The sequence below is a fragment of the Aminobacterium sp. genome (assembly GCF_034926885.1).
In the GTDB taxonomy this organism is placed as follows: Bacteria; Synergistota; Synergistia; order Synergistales; family Aminobacteriaceae; genus Aminobacterium.
Map to the genome: position 1 here is coordinate 78,289 of NZ_JAYFQR010000005.1, position 25,896 is coordinate 104,184.

At 40.5% G+C, this 25,896-nt stretch carries 26 protein-coding genes and 1 pseudogene; 18 read left to right on the forward strand and 9 right to left on the reverse strand.

Features of this window, described 5'->3' with window-relative positions:
• Positions 1-77 precede the first annotated feature (77 nt).
• From dnaA to VB083_RS04195, 5 genes are all read left to right on the forward strand, one after another.
• Positions 78-1,406: a chromosomal replication initiator protein DnaA gene (gene dnaA / locus VB083_RS04175; RefSeq protein WP_213690079.1), complete on the forward strand. Its 1,329-nt coding sequence runs from the start codon at positions 78-80 to the stop codon at positions 1,404-1,406.
• A 227-nt stretch (positions 1,407-1,633) separates the two neighbouring features.
• Positions 1,634-2,785: a DNA polymerase III subunit beta gene (gene dnaN, locus VB083_RS04180; RefSeq protein ID WP_213690080.1), complete on the forward strand. Its 1,152-nt coding sequence runs from the start codon at positions 1,634-1,636 to the stop codon at positions 2,783-2,785.
• Between the two features lie 11 nt (positions 2,786-2,796).
• On the forward strand, positions 2,797-3,849 hold the full coding sequence (recF, locus tag VB083_RS04185) for a DNA replication/repair protein RecF (protein ID WP_323401784.1): 1,053 nt from the start codon (positions 2,797-2,799) through the stop codon (positions 3,847-3,849).
• A 35-nt stretch (positions 3,850-3,884) separates the two neighbouring features.
• The gene (gene mnmG / locus VB083_RS04190) at positions 3,885-5,780 is read left to right on the forward strand and encodes a tRNA uridine-5-carboxymethylaminomethyl(34) synthesis enzyme MnmG (protein WP_323401774.1); all 1,896 of its coding nucleotides are present in this window, start codon (positions 3,885-3,887) and stop codon (positions 5,778-5,780) included.
• Entirely contained in the window at positions 5,761-6,243 is a 483-nt protein-coding gene (locus VB083_RS04195) for a DUF721 domain-containing protein (protein ID WP_213690082.1), read from the forward strand. Before mnmG ends, VB083_RS04195 begins: the two co-directional genes overlap by 20 nt.
• Before the next feature lie 71 nt (positions 6,244-6,314).
• Here VB083_RS04195 and VB083_RS04200 read toward each other — a convergent pair whose 3' ends face one another.
• Positions 6,315-7,520, reverse strand: a complete 1,206-nt coding sequence (locus tag VB083_RS04200; RefSeq protein ID WP_323401775.1) for a hypothetical protein — start codon at positions 7,518-7,520, stop codon at positions 6,315-6,317.
• A gap of 23 nt (positions 7,521-7,543) precedes the next feature.
• Positions 7,544-8,749 carry a M20 metallopeptidase family protein gene (locus tag VB083_RS04205; RefSeq protein ID WP_213690083.1) on the reverse strand — a complete coding sequence of 402 codons (1,206 nt, stop codon included), beginning with the start codon at positions 8,747-8,749 and terminating at the stop codon, positions 7,544-7,546.
• 164 nt (positions 8,750-8,913) lie between these two features.
• Between VB083_RS04205 and VB083_RS04210 the strand changes: the two genes are divergently transcribed.
• From VB083_RS04210 to VB083_RS04250, 9 genes are all read left to right on the forward strand, one after another.
• Positions 8,914-9,666, forward strand: coding sequence for a hypothetical protein (locus tag VB083_RS04210; protein ID WP_323401776.1), 753 nt, complete (start codon positions 8,914-8,916; stop codon positions 9,664-9,666).
• Between the two features lie 37 nt (positions 9,667-9,703).
• Complete coding sequence (locus tag VB083_RS04215) at positions 9,704-10,582, forward strand: YitT family protein (protein ID WP_213701449.1); 879 nt, start codon at positions 9,704-9,706, stop codon at positions 10,580-10,582.
• A gap of 45 nt (positions 10,583-10,627) precedes the next feature.
• Complete coding sequence (gene panC, locus VB083_RS04220) at positions 10,628-11,473, forward strand: pantoate--beta-alanine ligase (RefSeq protein ID WP_323401777.1); 846 nt, start codon at positions 10,628-10,630, stop codon at positions 11,471-11,473.
• A 420-nt stretch (positions 11,474-11,893) separates the two neighbouring features.
• Entirely contained in the window at positions 11,894-12,871 is a 978-nt protein-coding gene (locus tag VB083_RS04225) for an aspartate-semialdehyde dehydrogenase (protein WP_323401778.1), read from the forward strand.
• A gap of 17 nt (positions 12,872-12,888) precedes the next feature.
• Entirely contained in the window at positions 12,889-13,773 is an 885-nt protein-coding gene (gene dapA, locus VB083_RS04230; protein WP_213695360.1) for a 4-hydroxy-tetrahydrodipicolinate synthase, read from the forward strand.
• A complete protein-coding gene (locus VB083_RS04235) occupies positions 13,773-14,426 on the forward strand; it encodes a 4-hydroxy-tetrahydrodipicolinate reductase (protein ID WP_213690089.1) in 654 nt (217 codons plus the stop codon). Before dapA ends, VB083_RS04235 begins: the two co-directional genes overlap by 1 nt.
• A complete protein-coding gene (dapD, locus tag VB083_RS04240; protein WP_213699213.1) occupies positions 14,405-15,103 on the forward strand; it encodes a 2,3,4,5-tetrahydropyridine-2,6-dicarboxylate N-acetyltransferase in 699 nt (232 codons plus the stop codon). The genes VB083_RS04235 and dapD overlap by 22 nt, the downstream gene beginning before the upstream one ends.
• Positions 15,104-15,121: 18 nt before the next feature.
• A complete protein-coding gene (locus tag VB083_RS04245; RefSeq protein ID WP_213695358.1) occupies positions 15,122-16,333 on the forward strand; it encodes an aspartate kinase in 1,212 nt (403 codons plus the stop codon).
• The gene (locus VB083_RS04250) at positions 16,333-17,430 is read left to right on the forward strand and encodes an aspartate aminotransferase family protein (RefSeq protein WP_323401779.1); all 1,098 of its coding nucleotides are present in this window, start codon (positions 16,333-16,335) and stop codon (positions 17,428-17,430) included. Before VB083_RS04245 ends, VB083_RS04250 begins: the two co-directional genes overlap by 1 nt.
• Positions 17,431-17,461: 31 nt before the next feature.
• On the opposite strand, the gene VB083_RS04255 is transcribed toward VB083_RS04250, so the two are convergent.
• The 6 genes from VB083_RS04255 to VB083_RS04280 are packed head-to-tail and all read right to left on the reverse strand — an operon-like array spanning position 17,462 to position 20,982.
• Positions 17,462-18,247 carry an Mrp/NBP35 family ATP-binding protein gene (locus VB083_RS04255; protein WP_213690093.1) on the reverse strand — a complete coding sequence of 262 codons (786 nt, stop codon included), beginning with the start codon at positions 18,245-18,247 and terminating at the stop codon, positions 17,462-17,464.
• Positions 18,248-18,264: 17 nt separating this feature from the next.
• Positions 18,265-18,582 (reverse strand): NifB/NifX family molybdenum-iron cluster-binding protein, encoded by a 318-nt coding sequence (locus VB083_RS04260; protein WP_213690094.1) that lies wholly within the window; start codon positions 18,580-18,582, stop codon positions 18,265-18,267.
• An 11-nt stretch (positions 18,583-18,593) separates the two neighbouring features.
• Positions 18,594-19,472 (reverse strand): ATP-binding protein, encoded by an 879-nt coding sequence (locus VB083_RS04265; protein ID WP_323401780.1) that lies wholly within the window; start codon positions 19,470-19,472, stop codon positions 18,594-18,596.
• Positions 19,469-20,314 (reverse strand): ATP-binding protein, encoded by an 846-nt coding sequence (locus VB083_RS04270; protein WP_323401781.1) that lies wholly within the window; start codon positions 20,312-20,314, stop codon positions 19,469-19,471. The genes VB083_RS04265 and VB083_RS04270 overlap by 4 nt, the downstream gene beginning before the upstream one ends.
• 9 nt (positions 20,315-20,323) lie before the next feature.
• Positions 20,324-20,674: a NifB/NifX family molybdenum-iron cluster-binding protein gene (locus tag VB083_RS04275; protein WP_213690097.1), complete on the reverse strand. Its 351-nt coding sequence runs from the start codon at positions 20,672-20,674 to the stop codon at positions 20,324-20,326.
• A gap of 14 nt (positions 20,675-20,688) precedes the next feature.
• Positions 20,689-20,982, reverse strand: a complete 294-nt coding sequence (locus VB083_RS04280; protein ID WP_213690098.1) for a DUF5320 domain-containing protein — start codon at positions 20,980-20,982, stop codon at positions 20,689-20,691.
• A gap of 100 nt (positions 20,983-21,082) precedes the next feature.
• Here VB083_RS04280 and VB083_RS04285 point away from each other — a divergent pair, with 100 nt between their 5' ends.
• From VB083_RS04285 to VB083_RS04300, 4 genes are all read left to right on the forward strand, one after another.
• Positions 21,083-21,640 carry a Fur family transcriptional regulator gene (locus VB083_RS04285; protein ID WP_213690099.1) on the forward strand — a complete coding sequence of 186 codons (558 nt, stop codon included), beginning with the start codon at positions 21,083-21,085 and terminating at the stop codon, positions 21,638-21,640.
• A gap of 37 nt (positions 21,641-21,677) precedes the next feature.
• The gene (locus tag VB083_RS04290) at positions 21,678-22,124 is read left to right on the forward strand and encodes a CGGC domain-containing protein (protein WP_213690100.1); all 447 of its coding nucleotides are present in this window, start codon (positions 21,678-21,680) and stop codon (positions 22,122-22,124) included.
• 252 nt (positions 22,125-22,376) lie between these two features.
• The gene (locus VB083_RS04295; RefSeq protein ID WP_323401782.1) at positions 22,377-23,465 is read left to right on the forward strand and encodes a 2,3-butanediol dehydrogenase; all 1,089 of its coding nucleotides are present in this window, start codon (positions 22,377-22,379) and stop codon (positions 23,463-23,465) included.
• 162 nt (positions 23,466-23,627) lie between these two features.
• Complete coding sequence (locus tag VB083_RS04300; protein WP_213691089.1) at positions 23,628-24,062, forward strand: response regulator; 435 nt, start codon at positions 23,628-23,630, stop codon at positions 24,060-24,062.
• A 94-nt stretch (positions 24,063-24,156) separates the two neighbouring features.
• Here VB083_RS04300 and VB083_RS04305 read toward each other — a convergent pair.
• Positions 24,157-25,740: pseudogene (locus VB083_RS04305) on the reverse strand (AbgT family transporter).
• Between the last annotated feature and the right edge of the window lie 156 nt (positions 25,741-25,896).

A 25,896-nucleotide genomic window follows, 5' to 3' on the forward strand; every position in this document is an offset into this window, starting at 1 on the left:
ATAGTGTGGATATGTGGATAACTTTTGTGGATACGCTGTGGTAAGATGAGGTGAATCCATCGGTCGAGGTGAATAAATTGGTGGATAAAAAAATTAGTGACATCTGGGATGATGTTCTCAACAGCATTGAAAAAGCAATGCCTGAAGGGACTGCAGATTTATGGTTGAAAACCTGCGTTCCTCTCTCAATTGTGGACGGTGTCTTTATTATTGATGTTCCAAATGTTTTTGTTAAAGAACAAATTTCTAAAAGGTTTCAAAATCTTATCGAAGATATTCTTGACGATAAGGGATATGCGCAATCTATTGAATTAAAATTAGCTTCAGAAACACGAAAAGATGAACAACAACGAGCAGAGAGGGCTGTTCAACAAACAGGTACTCTCTCTAGAAGCGGCTTAAACCCAAATTATATTTTTAATAGTTTTGTCGTTGGTAAATCTAATCGACTCGCTCATGCCGCGAGTCTTGCTGTAGCAGAAACTCCAGGAGAAGCGTATAACCCTTTATTTATATGGGGAGGTGTCGGTTTAGGAAAGACCCACCTCATGCATGCTATTGGGCATTATGTTCTTAATAAAAACAATTCACTTAAAGTAACATATGTAAGTTCCGAAAAGTTCATTAACGAATTTATACAATCTATAAAAAATAACAGAACTCAAGAGTTTAAATCTAAATATAGAAATGTGGATATTCTTCTCATTGATGATATTCAATTTTTAGGAAACAAGGGAAGCAGCCAGGAAGAATTTTTCCACACATTCAATCAGCTTCATGTAAGCAAAAAACAGATTGTTATCTGTTCCGACCGTCCTCCTAAAGAGATACAAAATATAGAAGATCGTCTTGTGAGCCGCTTTGAATGGGGCTTAGTTACCGACATTCAAATGCCTGACCTTGAAACACGTATTGCCATTCTCGAAAAAAAGGCACAAATTCGTAACTACGAGGTTCCAGAAAACGTTATTTCTTTTCTTGCGCAAAACGTTCCAAGTAATATCAGAGAGTTGGAAGGAGCTCTTAATAGAGTTGTCGCTTGTGCAGAACTCAATAGTGAGCCTATTACTGAGGAAAATGCTGCCCAATGGCTAAAAGATATTATTCGCCACAACTCCAAGGGGCCCATTAGTGTTGATACTATTCAACAGATAGTTGCCGAGAATTTCAGTCTGAGAGTTGAAGATCTTGTAGGAAATCGACGTACTTCGGATATTGCCTTAGCTCGACAAGTCGCAATGTATCTTTGTCGAAAACTTACTGACGCAAGTCTACAACAGGTGGGACTTTCCTTTAATAAAAAGGATCACACTACAGTTCTCCACGCCCAAAGAAAAATATCCAAACTCATAGAAGAGCAGCCACGAATGAAAGAAATTGTGGATAACATAGAGAATAAGCTGTGAAAATAGCTCTGAATAGGATGTGAATAAGTAAATTATTCAAGTTTTTCACAATTCTACTGTGGACAATGTGTATAACTCGGGGAGAAGTTGTGAGTATTTATCCACCAAAGAAAGTTACATTTTAGAATGGCTGACGACGATTTCCACACTATCCACAGTACCTATTACTATCATTATTACCTATATACATAAATAATAAAGATAATAACAACGGGAGGGAATATGTTATGAGACTCCAGGTGAGCAAACCCGATTTCATGAAAAGTTGGCAAACAGCAGAAAGAGTAACAAGCACAAAAAGTACTATAAGCTCTCTTTCTGGAATTTTATGTCGTGTTGATGACACTTCTGTAATACTTGAAGCTACAGATCTCAAAACATCTATTAAGTGTATTGCCACTGGGGTAAATATCGAAGAAAGCGGAGAAGCTATTCTTCCTGTTAAAATTGTCGGAGAACTTTTTAAAAAAGCTCCTACTGAAACATTTACTGTTTCAGTGAAAGAAGGAAAAGGAATTATTTTTGCAGGAAGAAATACATATCGTTTTTCTACATACCCTGTTGAAGAATTTCCACATCTCCCCTCAGCAGATAATGCGCAATTTTTCTGCACTGCTAAAGCAGAAAAACTCTCTCAAATTTTAAGTGAAGGAACAGTTGCCAGTACCCTTGGAGAAGAGTTTCCCAAGTACTTAGGTGCAGCCCTTCTTGAACTTAAAGAGAGTGAACTTCGAGTAGTTTCCACTGATGGACGACGACTTTCTTTATCAAAAGCATTACTTGATGATTATGGTGAAACAGAAAAAATGCTTCTTCCTTTAGCAGGACTAAAAGAGCTTCTGCGTCAACTTTCATCTTTAGAAGCCGATAAGCCAGTTCGAATTCTTCACGATAATACACTTGCGTATTTTCAGATGGGTGATGTAGAATTTTCAATTCGGAAAATAGAATCTTCTTTTCCTAATTACGAGAAAATTTTAAATCCTCAAAGTACAACAACATTAACAGTCTCAAGAAACGCATTAACAGAAGCTCTTGAAAGAGTTGATGTTGTTGTTAAAGACCATAGTCGTATGGTTATTTTAAAACTTTCTCCTAATGGAGATCTTCGTATGATTGGACGAGCCCCTGAAATAGGCGAGGCTGAAGAAATATTAGATGCACAAATTGATGGTGAACCTTTATTGATTGCTTTTAATGTTTCTTATCTTCTAGATGGATTAAAAGCTTTACATAGTGAAAATGTATACGTTACATTCAACGGACCAGAAGGGCAAATGAGCATGCTTCGACCAGGCGGAAATGATTTCCTTTATATGCTTATGCCTATTAAGCTCAACGAATCTGAACTTGCATATGAAAGGAACGAAGAAGAATAGTCTATTGCAGACTGACTTCGTGGCATAATTTTAGAAATTTAACGCCTCGCCGTCTTGAATGGGCTGCGGGGCTTAATTTGCTTATTGGAAATAACGGCTCTGGAAAGACAAATGCACTGGAGGCTCTTCATTTTCTTTCTGGGTGGGGCCCTTTTCGTTCTCAAAGGAAAAGCGTTCTTGTGAACTGGAATATAGAAGAAAAACAGGCTTTTTTAAGAGGTTTTTTTTCTGGAGAAGGCGATATAGATATTGTGGCAACTGTAGGAGAGAAAAATGTTATCCAGTGTGATGGAAAACGAACGACGTATGGAACAATACGTTCTAACATTCCAACGTTGGCTTTTCTTCCTGGGGATTTGGCTATAGTAGATGGAGCTCCGTCAGTTCGACGTCAGTTTCTTGATCGTCTATGTGCTTTACTTTTTCCTTTGTATGTTCGGAAGATGAGTGATTGTCGTAAGACATTACGCCATCGTGCTATCTTGCTAAAAGAAAGAAAAGATCCTTCTCTAACTTCAAAAGTTCTTGCTCCTCTTGTTTCGTGGATATGGTCGACTCGAGCCGCTGCTGTTGATCTTTTAAATATAGGAATAAAAGAATTTTATGCACTTCTTCCTGCAGAAATAGAACTTACTTTTCAGAGGGGAGGAGCTTTTGATTTACAAGATCCACTCGAAGATTATTGGCGATCTGTTAAAAAATGGAGAGATAAAGAGCGTATCACAACAGTTCCCCAAGTGGGGCCACAACGGGATGATATGATTATTACGTCGAAGGGACAACCTGTGACGATGACGATGAGTCGTGGACAGAGACGGAGAACAGCAGCTTCATTAATGCTTGCTGCAGGATGGGCTGTAGAGAGAAAGATGCGTCGAAAACCTATTTTGATTCTTGATGAAATTGCAGCTGAACTTGATGATTATGGAAGACAGCTTCTTATTGAAACCCTTATTCAATCGTCATGGCAGGTTTTTGCTGCGACTGCTGAGAGTTCTATGGGACATTGGCCGGGAGCTATTTGGAACGTTCACCAAGGAGATATTGAGAGAAAAAATTCATAGAGATTTAAGAGAAAAGAAAAGGTGAGATTGGAGAAATGGTGCAAAATAAGTACGATGTTATAGTTGTAGGTGGTGGTCATGCCGGGTGTGAGGCTTCTTTAGCGGCAGCTCGCATGGGATCAAAAACCCTCATGTTAAATCTATATCTTGATAACACAGCTCTCATGCCTTGTAATCCTTCCATTGGTGGTCCTGCAAAAGGTCATCTCGTTCGAGAAGGAAATGCTCTGGGAGGCGAACAGGCAAGAGCGGCGGATCGTTCAACTATGCTTGTTCGTTGGCTTAATACGTCAAAAGGTCCAGCTGTACAGGCTTTACGGGCTCAATGTGACCTTCATGATTATAGAGATCATTTTATATGGGCTATACAAACGACACCTAATCTTGAAGTACATCAGGATATCGTTACCGATTTGTGGGTTGAAAATGGCCGCGTACGTGGGGTTAAAACGAAATATGGTTTTACATATGAAGCAAAAGCTGTGGTTCTGACAACAGGAACATACTTAAAGGGACAAGTACACATTGGCCTTTTAAGTTATGATTCGGGCCCTATGGGGCAGATGCCTGCTACAGAGTTAAGTCGTTCACTTATTGAAAATGGAATAGAATTAAGCCGAATGAGAACAGACACAACGCCGCGTCTTCACCTTGATACTATAGATACACCTTCTCTTGTCGAACAAAAAAGTGCCGAAGATCCCCTATGTTTTGATATTTGGGGCGAAAAGAAAACATATAAGGGATATTCATGTTATTTAACGCGAACTAATAGGCATCTTCATGACATTATCAGAGAAAATCTTGAACGTTCTCCTCTTTGGACAGGGCGGATGCATGGTTTTGGACCAAGATATTGCCCTTCTATAGAAGATAAAGTCATTAAATTTCCAGATAAGGATAGTCATCCTGTTTTTTTGGAACCTGTTTCATGGAAAAATAAAGAAGTATACGTTCAGAATTTTTCCACTAGCTTACCTTATGATGTCCAGGTAGCCATTGTTCATGCTCTGCCAGGATGCGAGAGGGCCCAAATTACGAGAGCTGGCTACGCTATTGAGTATGATTATGTTATTCCCACACAACTTTATTCATCTCTTGAAACCAAAAAAGTTAAAGGGCTATTTTGTGCCGGACAGATTAATGGAACGTCAGGTTATGAAGAGGCTGCTGCTCAGGGGCTTATGGCGGGTATTAATGCCACGTTGTCTGTTCGTAATGAGGAACCTCTTATTCTTAGAAGATCTGATGCATATATTGGGGTGCTTATCGATGATTTGGTTACTAAAGGTACAAATGAACCCTATCGTATGTTGACGAGTCGTTGCGAATATCGTCTTCTTCTTCGTTTTGACAATGCTGACCGTCGGCTTGCACCTATAGGAAGAAAATTAGGGCTTATTGATGATGATCGATGGAATCAAATACAGAAAAAATGGAACGTTGTCGATCAAGAAATAGAAAGGCTTTCACAGATTAGAATTACTCCGTCAAGTGAAGTTAATGGTTGGTTAAATAACATAGGTTCTTCTCCTCTTGAAGAGGGGGTACGTGCAAAAGATCTTTTGTGCAGGCCTGAAGTAACATATGGAGGTCTGCAACCATTTTTGCCTGCTCTTGACTATACATTAACTGATGAAGAGGCTCAAAGTCTTACTATTGAGATTAAATATGCAGGGTATATTGAACGCCAGAAGAGACAGGTTCTTCGGCTTCATAAAGGGGAAAAAATCTATATTCCTGATGATTTCTCTTACGATGAAGTTCCTGGGCTCCTTGCTGAAAGCCGTCAAAAACTAGAAAAGATAAAGCCCCAAAATCTTGCTCAAGCCAGTCGTATTTCTGGTGTTACTCCGGCAGATATTCAACTTCTGTCTGTCTATCTTGAGACAAGAAGGAGGCGGAAAAAAAGTGAGGTTACGGCGTCGTAACGAAGCGAGTTCTATTGCAGCTTTGCTTGGTAGGTCTTTTTCGCCTGCAGCAAAAAAAAATATTCTTCTCTCTCATGTCGCTCAACGCTGGGAAGAAGTTGTTGGTAAAACACTGGCAAAGAAAAGCCAACCTTTTGCTTTAGAAGGTACGCAGCTCTGCATACGTGCAGAAAGTCCCATAGCTGCACAGCGTCTTTCCATGATGGGAGCCATAGTAGCTAAAAAAGTGAGAGATGGATGGGATCTCCCTGTATGTGAGGTTAAAGTTATTGTTGGCAATGTTCGTCAAAAGACAATAAAAACGGCGCAACGAAAAAGAGAATATATATCTCCGAGAACTGAAGATATTTCAAAAAATTTAGAGCGAGTGAAAGATAGGATTGATGATCCGGATATTGCATTGTCTTTAGCGTCTTTAATGGCTACATGGAGTCGTCGTTTTGGACAAAAGAACAAAAGATGATTTTTTAGTTCATAATAAAAAGCCCTGGAGAATAACTTCCAGGGCTTTCTTGTGCATCTATTTTTTATAGATTAGAGCATTTTTACAAAAATGCCGGCAATAATAACTGATGCGACGGTAACAGTCGTAAATCCACCGACAAGCATTTTAGGTAACATATGGTCCATAAGAAAATTAAATTCTTCTGGGTTATCTGCTAGAGCTCTGGCAGCTTCTTCGGTAAGAATGTAATTGGGAGGGAAACCATAGAGTGCAGTAAGAGTAAGGGCAAACGCCATAGCTTTTGAATATCCAAGTAGTTTGCCGACGATCATTGAAGCAATTCCCATACCTATAACGCCAATGATAATAATAATGACAAGATCTCCTGCCATTTGTGTCAACATAGCCGGTGTTGCTTTTGCTAACGCTACAAAAACATAAGCCATTAATGAAAGCATTAAATATCCAAACGATCCAGATTTATTTAAAGGCTTTCTTTCGAGGAAACCTATTTCTGCAGCAATGACACCAAAAATAAGGCAGAGAACGAATTTGGAAATAAAATCATTTATCAATGCGGAGGCTCCTACAGCAGCCCATGCTACAAGGCCTGTTTTTGCCAAAAGCATGAAAGTAGTTTGATATGAATCAGGAAGAGGGGGAATAAATTGAAAACGGCCTCGAGTTTCAGCTGTTTGTTTATTTGATTTCGAATTTACTTGAAGTTTTTCGAGTTCTTCTCCTCCATTATGATAAATACTGAGCAGACGTTTTCCTTCTTTTTTCAGAGCTAAGGCTGTTAATGGATATCCAACGAATCCTTGCATAACGTACATAACGATGGCAAGAATAGCAAGAGTTGTTAACCCTTTTTCTGTAGCTGCTTGATTCATCATGATAGCAGCTACGATTCCTCCTGTGAGAGGAGGTGTTCCAACAATAATGGCCTCCTTCGCTACAAAAAGACGACCTAAAGTTAATAATACGCCAACCATACCTCCAATTCCGCATAACGCAATGGTAATAGTCTTCCATTCAGATACCAATTCTTTGAGACTCATTAAAGTTCCCATATGAACCAATAGCAAGTACATTGCCATGAGAGCAACAGGCATACCAAGACCAGCGATGATATCAACATTGCTTGGAACAAAAGTCCAGAAACCAAAAAGAAAAAGCGTAGCGGCGACAAAAACAGAGGGTACAAAAGCTTTCGTCTTATTTGAAACAACATCCCCAATGGCCATAAAAACAGTAATAACACAAAAAGACATTATGACGCTCATTTGTTGCATACGCAGACACCTCCCTGAATTTTTTACTTCGTATGGTTCGACTGGTGCGACAAATAATGACAAGCAATACCAGCTAAAAGAGCAGAGCCTGTCTTGAGAACATCTTCATCTATTTGGAACTTGGGGTGATGATGTGGAAAATTTATTCCTTTTTCAGGGTTACCGGCTCCGAGGAAGAAAAATGCCGATGGAACATGTTGACCAAAATAGCTAAAATCTTCCGATCCCATAACAAGGCGGCACTCTTCTACATTTTCCTTACCTATTAATTCTGCTGCTACATCCATTGCCATGGAAATCATATCGGGGTCGTTTATTGTTGCGGGTAAAAATCGTTTATAATCAAGTTTGCCTTCACATCGGGAAGCGAGACACTCTCCTTCAACAATTCGATGAATGGCTTCTTCAATGTGATCCTGAACTTCTGGATTAAATGTTCTGACTGTTCCATTCATGGTGACTGAGTCTGGAATGATATTGAAACTGTTTGAATTTGTTTGGAGTCCGCCGAGACTTACGACTGCTGTTTCCTGAGGATCTATTTCTCGACTGACAATAGTATGAAGGGCAGTGACAATTTTTGAAGCGGCTATAGTCGGATCGACTGAAAGTTCAGGTGATGAACCATGTCCGCCCTTTCCTTTAATTCTGAGATACCATCCGTCAGCGGAAGCCATAATAGCTCCTTTTCGATAAGCAACTTTTCCTGCTGGAATGGGGGCCCATATATGGAGACCAACGGCAGCATTTACATTCTCTAAAGCTCCTTCTTTGATCATTGCTAAAGCTCCAGACTTTATGCCATGTTCTTCCGCAGGCTGGAATATAAGTCGAACGCGTCCTTTGAGCTCATTCTTCATATCAGCTAAAATATATGCAGCACCAAGGAGCATTGCTGTGTGAGCATCGTGGCCACAAGCATGCATGTAATCATTTATCGAAGCAAAAGGAAGACCTGTTTCTTCTTTCAGGGGAAGGCAATCAATATCAGCTCTCAAAGCGATACACGTTGAATTTTCTGCGCCGCCTATTTCAGCTACAACGCCAGACTCTGTGTCGCCAAAGCCGACTTGGATAATAGAATACCCTAATTCTTTTAATATTTCGATAATTTTTTGTGTGGTTTCTACCTCTTTCCAGGATAATTCAGGATGAGCATGAAAATGTCGGCGGAGTTTAATAATTTCGTCTTCATATTTTTCAGCGAGTTGAGAGATGGTATTGTACATAATTGTTCCTCCTTTTTTACAAAAAGACATATTTTGATAGTGAAAATTATATTGATAATTTAAAAAAATAAACCTTGATAGAAGATTATCTAATTTCATCATATAAATCAAGGATTTTACTTCGATAAAGAGCAAAAAGGCCAAAAGAAAGGAGTGGATATTGTATGCAAAAGAGTAAATTTATTAAAAAAATTTGTATAAGTTTAATCTTAATAGGAATTATGAGTTATCGCTTGTGTGCAAGTGAATGGGACGATCTCGTTCGTTTTTACAATTTAAAGTCAGATATGACAAAAGAGGTTAATGAATACAGTGAGAAATTACTTCAGGAAGCTTATAATCTTTCTGCAGAGGATTTGTGGAGATCGTTATACCAAGATTTGACTCCACGACAAAAGGCAGCTAACGGTCTTTCTCTTTTAGAAAAACTATGTACAGGAAATATAGGGAAATGGGAAAATGTTAAAGGATTCTGGTATCCGACGCTTATACCTCAATCATTGGCAGTGATAGATGGTTTTTATATTCTTGTTTTATCTCTTACTGAACTTTCTGATGAACCTGCTCCGTGGCTTGCTTACAACCTCATTCATGATTTGCGTTCTTCATCGAGAGGTAAATTCTATTTTTTAGAAACAGCTCCTGCGGAATACGAGCTTATACTTAAACGTTTGGAGAAACGTGGTGTTCCTGTTCCTCCCCATTGGTTTGAATTTATAAAGAGGGGAAGATTGCCTCTTGTTCGTTCCTTTCGAGGGTGGATCAGTTATAATAATGTCCTTTTTAAAAATATGGTTTTTCTTGACAGCGTTGGTCGGCCTGCATCAAACGGATATTATGCGTGGGATCGAGACACAGGGTTTATTTATGAAATAGCTACAAGGGAGCGAAGACGTATTTTTATTCCTTGGAATTAATTATTTTATATTTCGTACGGAGGCCAATATATTAACTATGTTCACTCTTTTGCTTTCTGAAACAAAACAATGGATTCGCCGTGAATGGGGAACGTTGCTCTATATGACTATAGGCACAATTATCATGAGTTTTGCTATCATTGCTCTTACTGTGCCTTATAAATTTGCTAGTACTGGCCTCACAGGAATAGCGCTTATAAGTCACTACGCCTGGGGAATTTCTCCAGCTTGGATTCTTGCCTTTGGTAATATTATTTTGCTTCTTTGGGGATGGAGAGTATTATCGCCACGTTTTGTGTTTCTTACACTCTACGTTTCTTCTCTGATGACAATTTCAATCATGTTTTTTGAGCTTTTTACATATCCGGTACTCCATAATATTTTTTTAGCGGCAATTCTAGGAGGAGTGCTAGGAGGCTTGGGAATGGGACTTGTTTTCAGAGGAGGAGGATCCACTGGAGGAACGGATGTCATTGTTATGGCGGCGAGAAAAAAATATGGTATAGATGTAGGAATGTACTCTTTTTACATCAATATAGCTATTCTTCTTACATCGTGGTTTGTTGTTGATTTAGAACAGCTTCTTATGGGAGGAGTTCTTCTCTATATTGAGAGCCTCACTATTGATAATGTTTTAAAATCATTTGATCGTAGAAAGCAATTGATGATTATTACGAATCACACTGACGATGTTAAACAATTCATTATTGATGATCTTGATCGTAGTGCCACAATAATTGATGCAAAAGGCGCCTATTCAGGAGAATATAAAAATATGCTGATGGTGGTTTTAACAAGAAGACAGGCTATGGAGCTTAAACGCTATACTGTTTCTATTGATCCAACGGCTTTTATCATTCTTTCCGATGTTTCGGAAGTTGTCGGCTGTGGTTTTAAACACTGGAAGAATATTTAGTTTTTCTTTAAAAAGGCTTGTCATAAGGAGGTTGAGATTCTCCAAATGGAAGTAATTACCAGAATAGACACAATGCGTGAAAAGTTAATTAGCAGCAGACAGGTTGGTCAGAAAATAGGACTGGTACCCACAATGGGTTTCTTACATGATGGGCATCTTTCTCTTATTCGTAAGGCAGCTCAAGAAAATGACATTGTTGTTGTTAGTGTCTTTGTCAATCCTACGCAATTTGGGCCTCAAGAGGATTATGAAGAATACCCACGGAATGTTGAAAGGGACGCTCTTTTAGCTGAAGAGGCAGGTGCTACTTTTATTTTCCATCCATCAGTCGAAGAAATGTATCCGGAGAATTATGAGACGTATGTTGAAGTTACAGATTTGACCAAGGTTTTATGTGGTCGTTCTCGGCCAGGGCATTTTCGTGGGGTTACGACAGTCGTAACAAAACTTTTTAATATTATTCAGCCGGATCGGGCGTACTTTGGTCAAAAAGATGCTCAACAGACTATTGTGATTCAAAAAATGGTAAGAGATCTCAACCAAAACGTAAAAATTTGCGTATGTCCTATTGTCAGGGAAAAAGATGGCATCGCGATGAGTTCTCGTAATACCTATCTTACAAATGAGGAACGGATGCAGGCGGCTGTTCTTCATAAATCTCTCGAAATGGCCCAAAAAATGATCGATGAAGGGGAGCGTGACGCTAAAACGATAACAAAAGCGATAGAAAAACAGATTTGTACTATGGAAAAAGCTTACATAGATTATGTAGCTCTTGTAAGCTTGCATAACTTACAGCCTCTTACAGTGCTTTCTGGAGACATACTCATTGCTTTGGCCGTTAAATTTGGTGCAACACGTCTTATTGATAATGTAATCATTACCGTATAGAAAAGGCATTATATTGCATATAATGTAACAGATAGTGTTTATATCCCTTGACAGTTTTCTATTTGTTTCGTATAATCCGTCCCAATCTATGGAAACTGGAACTTTATAATATTACTACGCTAAAGGCAATGAAACAGGGCGTTTTTTCTGATCTATTATTCCTTACCAGAGATGGATGTTCACCGGCTGAGAGACATCCTTAAGGAGGCGGGAAAATCTTAAAACCTGTTGAGCTGGGGTGGAAAGGCATAGAGCTGAAGTACACTCACGGACTTATCTTCACGTTACGAAGATCGAGGCGGAACACAATATAGATGTGTTCAAGCAGGGTGGTACCGCGGGCATTTGAATTTCAAGAGGCTCGTCCCTTCGGGGACGGGTCTCTTTTTTTATGTATGAAGAGGTAAAGGAGGAATTATAATGAGAATTGCAGTGGTAGGAGCTACAGGAGAAGTGGGACGTATGATGATAAAGGTGCTTGAAGAACATAAAGTTCAGCCAGATGAACTTCGCCTTTTTGCTTCTGCGCGAACAGCAGGAATGTCGCTTCTTTTTGGCGGAAAGTCCTATACTGTTGAAGAACTTACTCATGACGTTCTTCGAGAAGGTTTTGATTACGTTCTTTTTTCCGCTGGTTCCGATGTTGCTAAAGAGTATGCTCCCACTGCGGCAGAAGCGGGATCTGTTGTCATTGATAATTCCTCTGCTTTTAGAAGAGACGCTACTATTCCTCTTATCGTTCCCGAGATCAACGGAGATATTCTTGAAGGATACAGAGGGATTGTTGCCAATCCTAACTGTTCAACTATTCAAATGGTTCTTGGGCTCTATGAAATTCATCGCCGTTTTGGAATAAAATCTATAGTAGTGAGTACGTATCAATCTGTTTCTGGAGCTGGGAAAAAGGGAATGAACGAACTTCAGAGTCAGATCGAAGGACATATACATCCCCAAAAATTCGTTCGTCAAATTCATCTTAACGTTATTCCCCACATTGGAACTATTTTAGACAACGGTTTTTCTGATGAAGAAATGAAAATGGTTCATGAAACCCATAAGATATTACGGGATGACTCTATTAGTGTATGGCCTACTACTGTTCGTGTTCCTGTCTTATATGGTCATTCAGAGGCTATATGGATAGAAATTCGTGATGCAGCTTCCCTTGAGGATTTGCGTGGAGCTATTGAATCAAGTGAAGATGTGGTTTTAACAGATAGCGTAATTTCCCCCCTTGAGGGTGCAGGAACCGATTTTGTGTACGTTTCTCGTCTTCGCGCCTTTGACGATAGACGTTTCTTAATGTGGAATGTCGCGGATAACATTCGTGTTGGAGCGGCTACGAATGCCGTTCGGATATTAAAAAAACATCGGGCACTCAATGCCCGCAACATTTAACAGGAGGTGTATGACCCATGTTTAGTGGAACAGGAACAGCAGTGGTTACCCCCTTCAAAAACGGGAAAGTTGATTATGAGAGTTTCGGAAAGTTTTTGGATTTTCAGATTAACGGTGGCGTAGACTTTCTTGTTGTTCTCGGAACAACTGGAGAAGCTCCGGCTGTATCCATGACTGAGAGGGAAGAAATTATACGTTTTGCAGTTGAAACCGCTCAAGGTCGCGTTCCAGTTGTCATAGGAACGGGTTCGAATTCTACAGAAGTGGCTATTGAGCTTTCCAACCAGGCCCTTTCTCTGGGAGCGGATGGAGTTCTCGTCGTCACTCCATATTATAATAAACCTCCTCAAGAAGGTTTGTATCAGCACTTTAGTACAATAGCTTCCCGTATTAACGGTGGACGATTGATAATTTACAACGTTCCCGGACGTACGGGTATCAATATTTTGCCAGATACAGTGCTTCGTTTAGCCGAAATTAAAAATATAGTTGGTATAAAAGAAGCCTCTGGTGACGAAGCTCAAGTGGATTATCTTATTCGGAAAATGCAAAAAAAGCGCCCTGACTTTTTAATCCTTTCCGGCAATGATGATCAGGCTTTTCACCTTGTCAATGCAGGTGGAGACGGCGTAATCTCTGTACTTTCCAATGTGGCACCTCGTGAAATGTCAACAATGATTCGTTTTGCTCTTGATGGGAATATTGAAAAGGCTAGAGAGCTTCATTTGCGATTATTCCCGCTCATGAAGGGACTTTTCTGTGAGACTAATCCTATTCCCGTAAAGTATGCTGTGAGCAGCTTGGAATATTGCGAAAATGAACTTCGTCTTCCTCTGGTTCCTGCATCACAAAAAGCAATGACTGTTGTTGATGAGGCCATGAAAGAGAGTGGAATTCACTAATGCGTTATGGACTCGTAGGAGCCTCTGGTCGTATGGGACAGGAAATACAGAAAGCCTTTGCTGGCCACATGCTCTCCCTTACAGTTGATATAAACGGTGAAAAATATACGGATAAACCTCAGGTTATTGTCGATTTTTCAAGTCGTCTTGCTTTACCTCGTACGATTGAATTATGCCATCAGCATAGCGCGGGATTAGTCATTGGCACTACCGCTATTACAGCTGACGACATTACTCTTCTTCAAGAGTTGGGAGAAGAGGTACCTGTTGTACAAAGCTTTAATTTTTCCGTAGGCATTAATATGCTCAAGGTTATATTGCGCCAATTTGCTCCTTATCTTGCTGATTGGGATATTGAAATTTCAGAGACTCACCATAACAAAAAGAAGGATGCACCTTCGGGTACCGCTCTTTTGTTAAAGGAGGCGACAGGTCGAAACTGCGAAACTCATTCTCTTCGAATGGGAGGCGTACCTGGCGATCATAGCGTTTTTTTTGCTAATGAAGGTGAAATTCTCGAATTTACACATCGTGCCCTCTCGCGCTCTGTTTTTGCTTTGGGAGCGTTACGGGCTGCGGAGTTTGTTCTCAGCGCAGAGCCGGGATTCTATTCTTTTGAGGAGGTCGTAACATGCGCACCGAAGAGATCATAAAACTGATAAAAGAGTCAAAAAAACGAACCCCTGCCAAGGCCTATATTTCTGGAAATTTCGAAGGATGCGCTTGGGGAGGGCTCACTTTTATAGGCAGCGATCATTTCGGTATGCTCGTTGGTGACCATAAAGATATAGAATCTGCACTTTCCGCCAATGCAGCTCGTATTCATGCAGTTCATATAGAGGTTCAAGCGCGGAACTCCGCCCTTCCTCTTGCCGATCTGACAAAATATGAGGCTCGTATAGAGCCAGGATCCATCATTCGTGAAATGGTGGAAATTGGCAAAGGGGCCGTTGTCATGATGGGGGCTGTTATTAATATTGGTGCCGTTATTGGTTCAGGAACAATGATCGATATGAATGTAGTTATTGGTGGAAGGGCAATGATTGGCTCTCACTGTCATATTGGTGCAGGCGCAGTTGTAGCTGGAGTTATTGAGCCACCAAGTGCAACGCCGGTAATTATTGAAGATAATGTTTTAGTGGGAGCAAATGCCGTTATCCTTGAAGGGGTTCATGTCGGTAAAGGAGCGGTTGTTGCTGCTGGTGCCATTGTAACTAAAGATGTTCCCGAGGGAGCTGTTGTTGCTGGTTCTCCTGCCCGTATTATAAAAATGGTTGATGCCCAAACAGCAGATAAAACTCAGATCGTTCAAGACCTGAGGAACCTCTGATTTAGGAGGCTTTACAAAGTGATCGTACAGAAATATGGTGGGTCGTCAGTTGCAACACCAGAGAAGATTCGAGCTATAGCAGAAAAAATAAAGAAACGCGTAGAGGAAGGCGAAAAACTCGTTGTTGTTGTTTCAGCTATGGGAAAGACAACGAATAATCTTATTGAACTTGCAAGCCAGGTTTCATCAGATCCTTTGCCGCGTGAGCTTGATATGTTATTGGCTACTGGTGAACAGACGTCTGCGGCTCTTCTTTCCATGTCGCTTAATGACCTTGGTGTTCCAGCTGTATCGTATAATGCCTTCCAGCTCGGTATGATCACCACGGGAGCATTCTGCAACGCCCGTATTGTAGATATAGACATGAAGAAATTGGAGCGAGAATTTCAGCGGCGTCATGTTATCGTTGTTACAGGATTTCAAGGAATTACTCCAGAGGGAGAAATCACGACTTTAGGCCGTGGCGGGTCAGATACATCAGCAGTTGCCATTGCGGCAAAAGCCAGTGCCCGATGTGAGATATACAGTGATGTTGCTGGAATTTATACATGTGATCCCAAGGTATGTCCTAACGCTAAGAAACTTCAGTATGTTACATATGATGAAGTGTTAGAACTATCATCAATGGGAGCTAAAGTTCTTCATTCAAGGGCTGTAGAAATAGCGAAGAAATATAACGTTGAACTTTATTGTGCCTCTACATTTTCAGATGAAAGGGGGACTCTTGTGGTGAGTACATTACCTGAATGGCTGGAACAGCCTGTCGTTACAGGTGTTACTTCTGATAAAAACCAGAGAAAAGTGACAATTAGTCCTATGCCCGGAGGCATTGAAGCGATGAGCGCACTGTTCACAGCTCTTGCTGACGAAGGTGTAAATGTGGATATGATATCCACAGTAAACGATAGTGGCCATTCTTATCTGACTTTTACTGTTGTTGAAGGAAAGAGTGCCGTTGTACAACGTACAGTTGAGAAGGTACTTTCTCCATATGAAAACTGGCGTCTCTCAGAAGAGGATGACGTTGCGAAAATATCTGCTGTTGGTGTTGGTATGGAATCGTCACCTGGTGTTGCAGCTAGATTCTTTTCAGCTCTTTGCAGAGAAAAAATTCGTATGTATGGAACGAGTACCTCAGAGATAAAAATATCGACTCTTGTAGCACGGACGGAAGCGGATCGGGCTGTTCAGGCATTGGTACATGAATTTGGCTTAACGGAGAGCTTATAATGCTTTGTCCTGTCTATCATCCCTATAATCTTACGGTTCAATCTGCCCTAGGCATTGAAATTAGTACAAATGAAGGGGTTTTCCTCGATACCTTTGCCGGAATAGGCGTGTTACCTCTGGGGCATAGTCATCCAGATGTTGTTCACGCAATAACGGAGAAAGTAAAACATTTTTCTCATCTGTCAAATTATTTTCTTGATCCTGATGCGGTGAAAGTTGCAGAGCTCCTTTGCAAAATGGCGGAAACAGAAGACGGGCATGTCTATTTTTCAAATTCAGGAGCTGAAGCATCTGAAGCGGCAATTAAAGCGATTATTAAGAACAGGAAGGGATCTTTAGTTTCTTTTATGGGAAATTTCCATGGACGTACTTGTGGTTCTCTTTCGGTTACATGGAATCCTGTCATTCGTGAACCCTTTGAGCCATTATTGCCTAACGTTGCTTTTCTTCCTAAAGATGCCAACGCTTTTAGAGAATACGCAGCTTCTCATGATATAGCCGGTGTCTTTCTTGAATGCGTTCAAGGAAATTCCGGTGTATTGCCTCTTCCCGATGCTCTTATTGAGGCTGTTTCAGATTTGCGAGATAGCAAAGATTATCTTATTGTAGCCGATGAAATACAGGCTGGATTGGGACGAACCGGACAATTCTTTTCATTTCAGAATTGGGACATAGAACCTGATATTATTACGTGTGGGAAAGGTATTGGCGGTGGTTTACCACTGGGTGCTGCCATCTTTTGTGACTGGTCCCCTTTTGCTGAGGGTGATCACGGATCTACATTTGCTCCCAATCCTGTTTCTTTAGCAGCTGGAAAAGTTATATTGAACGCCCTGACAGAATCCTTTTTAGCTGAAGTGAGGGAAAAGGGTGCCTATTTTAAAGAGCAATTACAACGTCTCTCATGGGCTATGGATATTCGTCAGCTTGGCTTGATGATTGGTGTCTCCACTGAAGGAGATGCTCAGGAAATTCGCCAAAAAGCCTATGAGCGTAAAGTCTTGCTCAATGTAGCAGGAGGCAGCGTTCGTCTTTTGCCAGCTTTAAATATTACACATGAAGAGATCGACGAAATTATAAGACGTCTTACCTTTTAATAAATCAAGAGCCGCTTTTGCGGCTCTTGATTTATCTTTTTGTAATATTTAATTGTTCGAGTAGACTTTCTGCAAGTTTTTTAAACATCTCATCATTTTTGTAACTTTCAATCTCGCTTTTATCTGCAAGTTGACCTAATTTAGGATCAATTGGGAGGCGCATTAATACAGGGATAGCAAATTTTTCTTTGATTTCATCAATATGGCTAGGTCCAAAAATTTCCATAACCTTGCCACAATAAGGGCATGTAAAAGAGCACATATTTTCAATAGCGCCTAAGAGCGGAACATCCATCATTTGAGTCATATTAAGGGCTTTTTCAACAACCATAACAGCAAGATCTTGAGGTGAAGTTACAACGACGAATCCATCAAGATGGATTGTTTGCATTACAGTAAGAGGAGCGTCAGCTGTTCCTGGAGGTAGGTCGACGATAACAAAATCAGTATTTTCCCAAGCAACATCTTTCCAAAACTGTTTTATTACGTTACTTATTATCGGTCCTCGCCAAACAACAGGTTTTGTCGGCTCGTCAAGAAGCAGGTTAATAGAAATAACCTTAATGTTAAAAATAGGAGAAGCTGGCGGAATAAGCCCTTCTGGAGTTCCATAAGGAGCGTCATGAACTCCCATAAGTTTAGGTATTGAAGGGCCTGTAATATCTGCGTCTAAAATACCTACAGAATAACCTTTTTTGGCAAGAGCTATGGCAAGAAGGCACGAGACGGAACTTTTACCAACCCCCCCTTTCCCACTCCCTACAGCAATAACATATTTAACATTTTTGGACACAAATTCTGTAGCAGGTTTTGCCATTTTTTTCTCCTTCACAACTATAGAGTTTTTTTAATGTTGTTAAGAGCTTCTTCGAGTGTAAGTCCCTCTGCTTTGAAATATTTAATGCCAGCTTGTGCTAAAGCATCTTCAGCATTTGGTCCTAAACGAGGAACAATAACGGCATCAATATTATATTTTGAAAGCAGACGAACAGCGGCTCCCCCAGCTCCATGCCCTTGTTCCGATAGAGAGTTTTCAATAGTTTCGATAATTTGTCCATTATCATTAAGAATTACAAAATAAGGAGCCCGGGCAAAACGTTCAGCTATAAGGCTTTTTATATTTGGTTCATTAACAGCTGCAGCAATACGCATATGTGTACACCTCACATTTTTATGTTATTGATTATTTGAAGCAAGTTTGTATAAATAGTTTCTATTTCCGGATGCAAAGAGTCTAAAGGAATTTCTTCACTCGATATCGCTTCTACAACACTAGGCCTGAAAGGAATAGAACCCAGAAATTGCCAATTTTTGTTTTTGATCTGGTCTTGTATTTCTGCATTTCTTATTTCTGAAAGATCTGCTTTATTGAGAATAACAGCTAAGGGAACTTCCAAAGAGGAACACAAATCACCAAGACGAAGAAGATCATGAAGACCTGATAGAGAAGGCTCTGTAACAGCTACAGCCAATGTTGCCCCTGTTAGCGCCGAAATTGCCGGGCAAGATATTCCAGGAGGTCCGTCAACAATAATAAGAGGGTAATTATTTTTGATTGCTTCCTGACGAACTTCTCGGCGAAGCTTGGCAACAAGCATTCCAGAATTTTCTTCTCCAGCATGAAGACGAGCATGCCAGAGGGGCCCCAAAGATGTTTCTCCCCGCCAATATTGGCCCTGTTCATATGAATTCATAGTAATAGCATTTTTAGGGCATACAAGAGCGCAACCACCACATCCCTCACATTTCCATAACAATGAAGTGATGCCATTGATTTCTTTCTTGATAGCATCAAAACGGCAGAAATTGGCACATGTTCCGCACAAATTGCAAAGGTTAGAATCTATTTCAGGTACTTTTCTGCCGCTAAATGAAAAGGATTGTCCATCGTTAGGATGAAGTAAAAGCTGGAGGTTAGGTGCATCTACATCTACATCACAAAAGAGGGCTTTCTTGCTGAAGAGAGCACATAATGCTGACACAACTGATGTTTTACCTGTGCCTCCTTTGCCACTGACAACAACGATTTCTTTGGGAATCATGAGAGCACCTCTTTAACATGGCCGAGAATAGTATATGTTGCTTCTTGCCATCTTTGATCTACACAAAAGGGAGCTATTCCCTCGGCATAAGCATGTGCAACTTTTTTTGAAAATGGCAAACAAGCAAGTATCGGTATATTTATCTTCTTGCAAAATGCTTCTGTCTCTTCTTTATTACCGAGATCAGATCGGTTAATAACAACAGCTACAGGAATCCGAAGCTCTTGAACCGTTTCTGCCGCTAAAGCAAGGTCAGAAAGGCCGAAAGGCGTCGGTTCTGTAACTAAAACAACGAAATGTGATTGTTCGACAGCTGCAACCATTGGGCATGCTGTTCCCGGAGGTCCGTCTACAATTTGCGGAAAGGGTAAAGAATTTGCCTTTTCAAGAGCAGCATGGATAACGGGAACTGGATTAGGTTCTCCTATAGTTAATCTTCCTTCGATAAACCACCAATTTTTTGTATGTTTAATATTTAAATCCCCTATTTGTGTTTGGAAGTCTTTAATAGCTTTTTGAGGACATACATATTCGCATACGCCACATCCATGGCACAGTTTTTCGTTAACTAGGGGAGGCTTATTGCCAAATTGATTAAGAGCTCCAAAAGCACAATTATCAGCACATATGCCGCATCCGATACATCGTTGAATATCTATCTTAGGAATAACCTTGTAAATAGATTCTTTTTCTGGATTTTGAATGTTTAAAACCAAGCCAAGATCTGGTTCATCGACGTCGAGATCAATAATTGTTCCTTCTTGAAGAGCAGAAGCAAGAGAGGAGGCAACACATGTTTTGCCTGTTCCTCCCTTGCCGCTAACTACAGTTAATCGAAACATCTTCTCCTCCTAATGAGAAGAATGATCGTGACTACATTGGTCGCCAACAATCTCAAGGGAATTATCAAGAAATTCGCCGAGTATCTTTTCTACAGAGAGGGGTTGAACGCAAGCTACATCTACTCCTCCATCTCTCAACATTTGAGATGCCCTTTGTCCAATACCACCGGTGATGAGAAGGTTGGCACCTAAAGATGCAATCCAACGAGGCATGGCTCCAGGTATATGTTCTCCTTCTGGAGGTATAGCAATTTCCCGTGATATTTCCTTTTGATTTTCTACGTTAACAACGAGAAACTCTTTTGCGTGTCCAAAATGTTCTGATACAACGTCTCCATTTTTAGCGATTGCGATTTTCATGGGAAAGCTCCTTTTTATTTATTTTCTTCAAGTTCTGCTATGCGTTTACGAATATGTTCCATTTCATTTTCAAGCATAGATAACTCTTCTTTGAGCATACTTCGTTCTTCATCAGTTGAAGGTGTAGAATACCATTCTTCCGGAGCCTCATAGATGCCCCAACCTCTTCCCATGCCACGGCCGAAACCGAAGAAGCAACGACCCCATCGTGGGAATCTTCTACGCGCATATCCCAAGCGACATAAACCTCTTCCGCCACCTGTCATTGGCCCCATTCCGCGCGGTCCTGTTCTATCATAACCAGGCATGTTATTTTCCTCCTTATTGATAATGATTATCATTTGCATATATATACTATTCTCTGCTAAGATAATTGTCAAGGCATATATAAAAAGGAGTTCTCACCTTATGAAACAAAATGATGATATGAGACGAGAAGAGTTTTTTGAAATTCTTAAAAAGGCTGGATTTCGATTAACAAATCAGAGACAGACAATTATAGATGTGCTTATTGAAGGAGAAGCAGAACATGGCAATATACAGCTTATTTGGGAAAAAGCACATGAAAAAGATCCGTCTATAGGTATTGCTACAGTGTATAGAACTGTAGGTCTTCTTTCTGATATGGGGCTTCTTTACCGTTTTTCCCTCGACGAAGGGTTTGAGCGTTTCGAGTTACCCTCATCATCAATTCATTTTCACTTATATTGTCGTTGTTGCGGTAAAGTTTTGCATCTGAAAGAGGAAGAGGAAAAAGAGAAAATTATTAGGGAATGGCTAGAAGAAGCTGGTTTCGAACCAATTCCACAAAGTCTTGAAATGGCTGGCATATGCAGTGATTGTGCAACGAAAGTCAAAGAACATAAAAAAACGAAAGACCTTCCATGTACTGTTTTGGGGAAAGGATGGAGAAGAGGACATTGCGGTCGTCGAAAGGGATGTTTTCGTCACGATGATGACATGTAAAAGACGATGACATATAAAAACGGAGGGGGAATTGGTTATGAAAGATGTTGTACGTGTCGGTATTATTATTTGTAACAGATACGGAACCTGTGCAGGAGGAAAATGTTTGAAAGCACTCCGTAACAGAGAAGGTGGTTTTGCTCGTTACAAAGACAAAGAGGTGGAACTTGTAGGGTATACGACGTGTAATGGTTGTCCTGGTGGAAATGTCGAATATGCCCCTGCCGAAATGAAAAAAAATGGTGCCGAAGTTATACATCTGGCGACTGGGATGATCGTAGGTTACCCTCCATGTCCTCGAATTGATTATTTTAGAAGGTATATAAAAGAGGCTTTCGGTCTTGAGGTTGTAGTAGGAACCCACCCCATTCCTGAAAAGTACTATACTGTTCATTCCGCTCTTGGTACATGGAATTCCCCAATGTGGCAAGAGCTGATCTCTGACGTTATTGGCGATGAAAAAATACGTTTGGCTTATAATTAAAAAACCAAACGTTTGTTTAAAGATTAGATATGCAAAAGAGCCGTCATCACAACGGCTCTTTTGCATATCTGCAGAGGCTTTATTACATGCCATCATGAGCGACTAAAGCTAGCCTTTTTTGAGCTTTCATTGGTATTTTACTCCTTTCTTTAACGTAACAAAGAGATGATATTTGCATAAAAAGATAAAAAGTGATATTATTCACTTTAGCTTCAATTTATATGTATACTTTATACAAGTGAGGGGATACAGATGAAGGCAGCTCTTTGGTATGCGCGACATGATGTTCGTGTTGAAGATATTCCTGAACCAGTTCCTGCACGAGGAATGGTTAAGGTGCGTGTAAAATGGTGTGGAATTTGTGGCTCTGACCTTCATGAATTTCTTGGTGGCCCTATCTTTATTCCTGTCGATAAACCTCATCCTTTGAGTGGAGAAAAAGCTCCTGTTGTCTTAGGCCACGAGTTTTCTGGTGAAGTTGTGGAAGTAGGTGAGGACGTTACCTCTCTAAAAGCAGGTGACAGAGTTGTCGTTGAACCTATGCGAGTTTGTCGTCCTGACGATCCTGATATGTGTCCTGCCTGCAGAGAAGGGAAATATAATCTCTGCACTCGATTGGGGTTTCATGGACTTTGCGGTGGTGGCGGCGGATTTGCGGAATATACGACATTTTATGAAGAGTTCGTTCATAAAATTCCTGATACACTCCCATTTGATAAAGCTGCTCTTGTAGAACCTCTTGCTGTTGCTTTGCAGTCTCTTAAGCAGGGAGATTTCTCAATTGGACAAACTGCTTTAGTTCTTGGAGCTGGCCCGATCGGACTTGCTACTATTGAGTCTTTAAAAGCGGCAGGTGCTCGTTTAGTTATCGTTATGCAGAGAAAGTCTATCCGTCAGGAATATGCATTGCGATCTGGGGCAGATGTTGTTCTTGATCCCAACGAAGTTGATGTCCCTTCAGAAGTGAAAAAATTGACGGATGGGTATGGTGTTGATGTAAGCTTTGAAACGACAGGTTCTCAGAGTGGTTTTGATAAAGCTATCGAAAGCGTTAAACCAGGTGGAACAGCTGTTATTACAAGCATTTGGGAAGGAGCTATTTCTTTTAATCCCAATGCTGTTGTTTTCCAAGAAAAGAAAGTCGTGGGAACTATTGCATATCGCCATCTTTTCCCTGCGGCTATAACTATGTTGGCTGATGGTCGTATCAAGGGGGATGGCTGGATAACGAAAAAAGTAGCTCTCGAAAATATCGTAGAAGAAGGTTTTGGAACTCTTACTGGTCCTAAAAAGAAAAAACAAGTAAAAGTTCTTGTTACTCCTGATTCTAGCCTCTTATAATCTTTTGTTTTATAAAGGGACTTTTCTTTAAAAAAGTCCCTTTATTTTTTTCGAAAAACTTTTCGCAAAATTCGTAAAGTAATGCTAGTATATGTAACGCGCATATTCGCTGCCATTTATCGTCACCCCCATATAACATGCACGAGGAAGGGGGAATGTTTTATGATGGTAGAAAAGTGTATGAAACCGGTAGAAATTCTACTTGTAGAAAAAGATGAGAAAGAAGCTTTAAAGATCATTCAAAGCCTAAATGATTGGAAAATTTTCAATACAGTTCACGTTGTTAACAATCGTTATGAAGCTTTAGATTATCTTCGACAAGTAGGCAAATATTGGGATCGTTCCAAACCAGATATTGTTATGGCCGATTGTGATCTTCCAGACCATTGTTGTGAAATGCTTTTGTCTGAAATACGTAATGATCCTGCTCTCTATACTACCCCAATTCTTTTCATTACATCTGTCAATAAATCTGCTCCCTTCGAAACTGCTGATTATATGGTTCGTTTTATAGAAAAGCCTATGTCAGGTCAAAAATATCTTGGCGTGCTTATGTCGTTTGAAAATTTATGGATTACTATTACTCATCTAACATGAAGATTGCAATTAAAAGAGGGCTAAAGAGATGACCTTTATTGTCCTTTTTAAAAGAGAGGCTGCCATTTAAAATGGCAGCCTCTGACATTTTTTCTTACATGAATAATCCTGCACCTGGACCCAGTGGCAGTTTGAGCAAATACCAAATAATGAGCTGGATCGAGAAGCAGATAAGGTACGCGATAGTGTAAGGCATCTCCAGAGAGATGACAGTTCCTATTCCTACAGATTGTTTGTTTCCTTCAGGTTTGTATTGTTCTAGCAAACCAATGATTACAGGAATGTAGTATGAGAGAGGTGAGATAATATTCGATGACGAGTCTCCGATTCGTTAAGCGATCTGTGTGAGTGCTGGTGAAAAACCAATGATTGAGAACATGGGAACAAAAATAGGAGCCAGAATTAGCCATTTTGCAGATCCGCTTGTAATGAATAGGTTGATAAACGTGCAAAGAAGAATAAACATCAAAATGAGTGGAATGCCGCCTAAATTGAGCGCTTTAAGACCCTCTGCACCTTTAACGGCAAGGATTGTTGTTAGGTTACTTGAATTAAAGAGATTAATGAATAAGGCTGCTGGCAGAGCTACGACAAGGAAGCTAAGACTGCCTTGAAGCCCTTTCTGCATGAGTTTGGGCACATCCGAAGCTTCTTTTATGGTACCAGAGCCGTATCCGTAAGCGATTCCGACAAAGAAGAAGATGAAAAACAAAATAGCAACAACGCTTGAAAGTAAGGGAGAGCTTGGAACAATTGTTCCATTGTCAGATCTGAAGAAAGAACCTTGCGGAATTGTCAAATAGAGCAAAAATCCGATACATAAAACTGCGGCAATAAGAGCCCATCGAAGTCCTCTATTTTCTTCAGGAGTTACGACGTGTTTTAAGAGTTCAGATTCGTCTTTATGTCCACCTGTATCTCCAAGAATTTTCACGGTAAATCGTTCTGTAACAAAGGTTGTAACAAAGGTGACAGTAACGGTTGCTACTATAAGAAAATACCAATTAATAAGGGGGTGGGTAGGACCAACAATGTTCATTCCCTTAGCTGCTGATTCTGTAATACCTGCCAAGAGAGCGTCTGTTCCGGCAATGAAGAAGTTGGCGGTGAATCCTCCAGAAGCAGCTGCAAAGCCTGCAATAATGCCGACCCATGGATTTCGTCCCAGAGCTTTGAATACGGCAGCTCCTATAGCAGGGGTGAAAATAATACCTGCGTCAGAAGCGAGGTTGGCGTTAATACCAACAATGGCAAGGACGGCTGTAACTAAGTAGGGTGGGGCCCCCATTATGGTTTTTCGCATGAGGGCTGAAATAAGACCAGTCTGTTCTACGAGTCCGATACCCAGCATCATGGTCATAATAAGGCCGAGAGGTGCAAAACCAACGTAGGTTTTGACAAAATTGGCCATAAAGGGGCGAAGAGCTTTGTAACTTAACAGGTTTGCGACTTCAACTGTGGTTTGTTTTGCTTCTCCACCGCCGCGGGCGGCGGCAAGATAGGTAACGGATACTCCAGCTTTCGATAGTATGTACGAAAGAGCAATAACAATGAGAGCGAGAATAACGAAAAGCCAGAAAGGGTGAGGTAATTTGTTGCCTACAACTTCGATACCTTTGATGAAACGTTCAAAAAAACCGGGACTGTTTGCTCGCGATTCTTTCTTGTTGTTCACCATTCGTAACCCTCCTCAGTGTAGATGGGCCAGAGTTTCGTTCCGTTTACTTAGGTAAAGTGAAAGAGATAATGAAAAAGGCGGGCACCTCTCCTTTATACTGGTGTTGCTCAAACAACCAAAATAAAGGATATAGGAGGTAAACCCGCCATGACATCA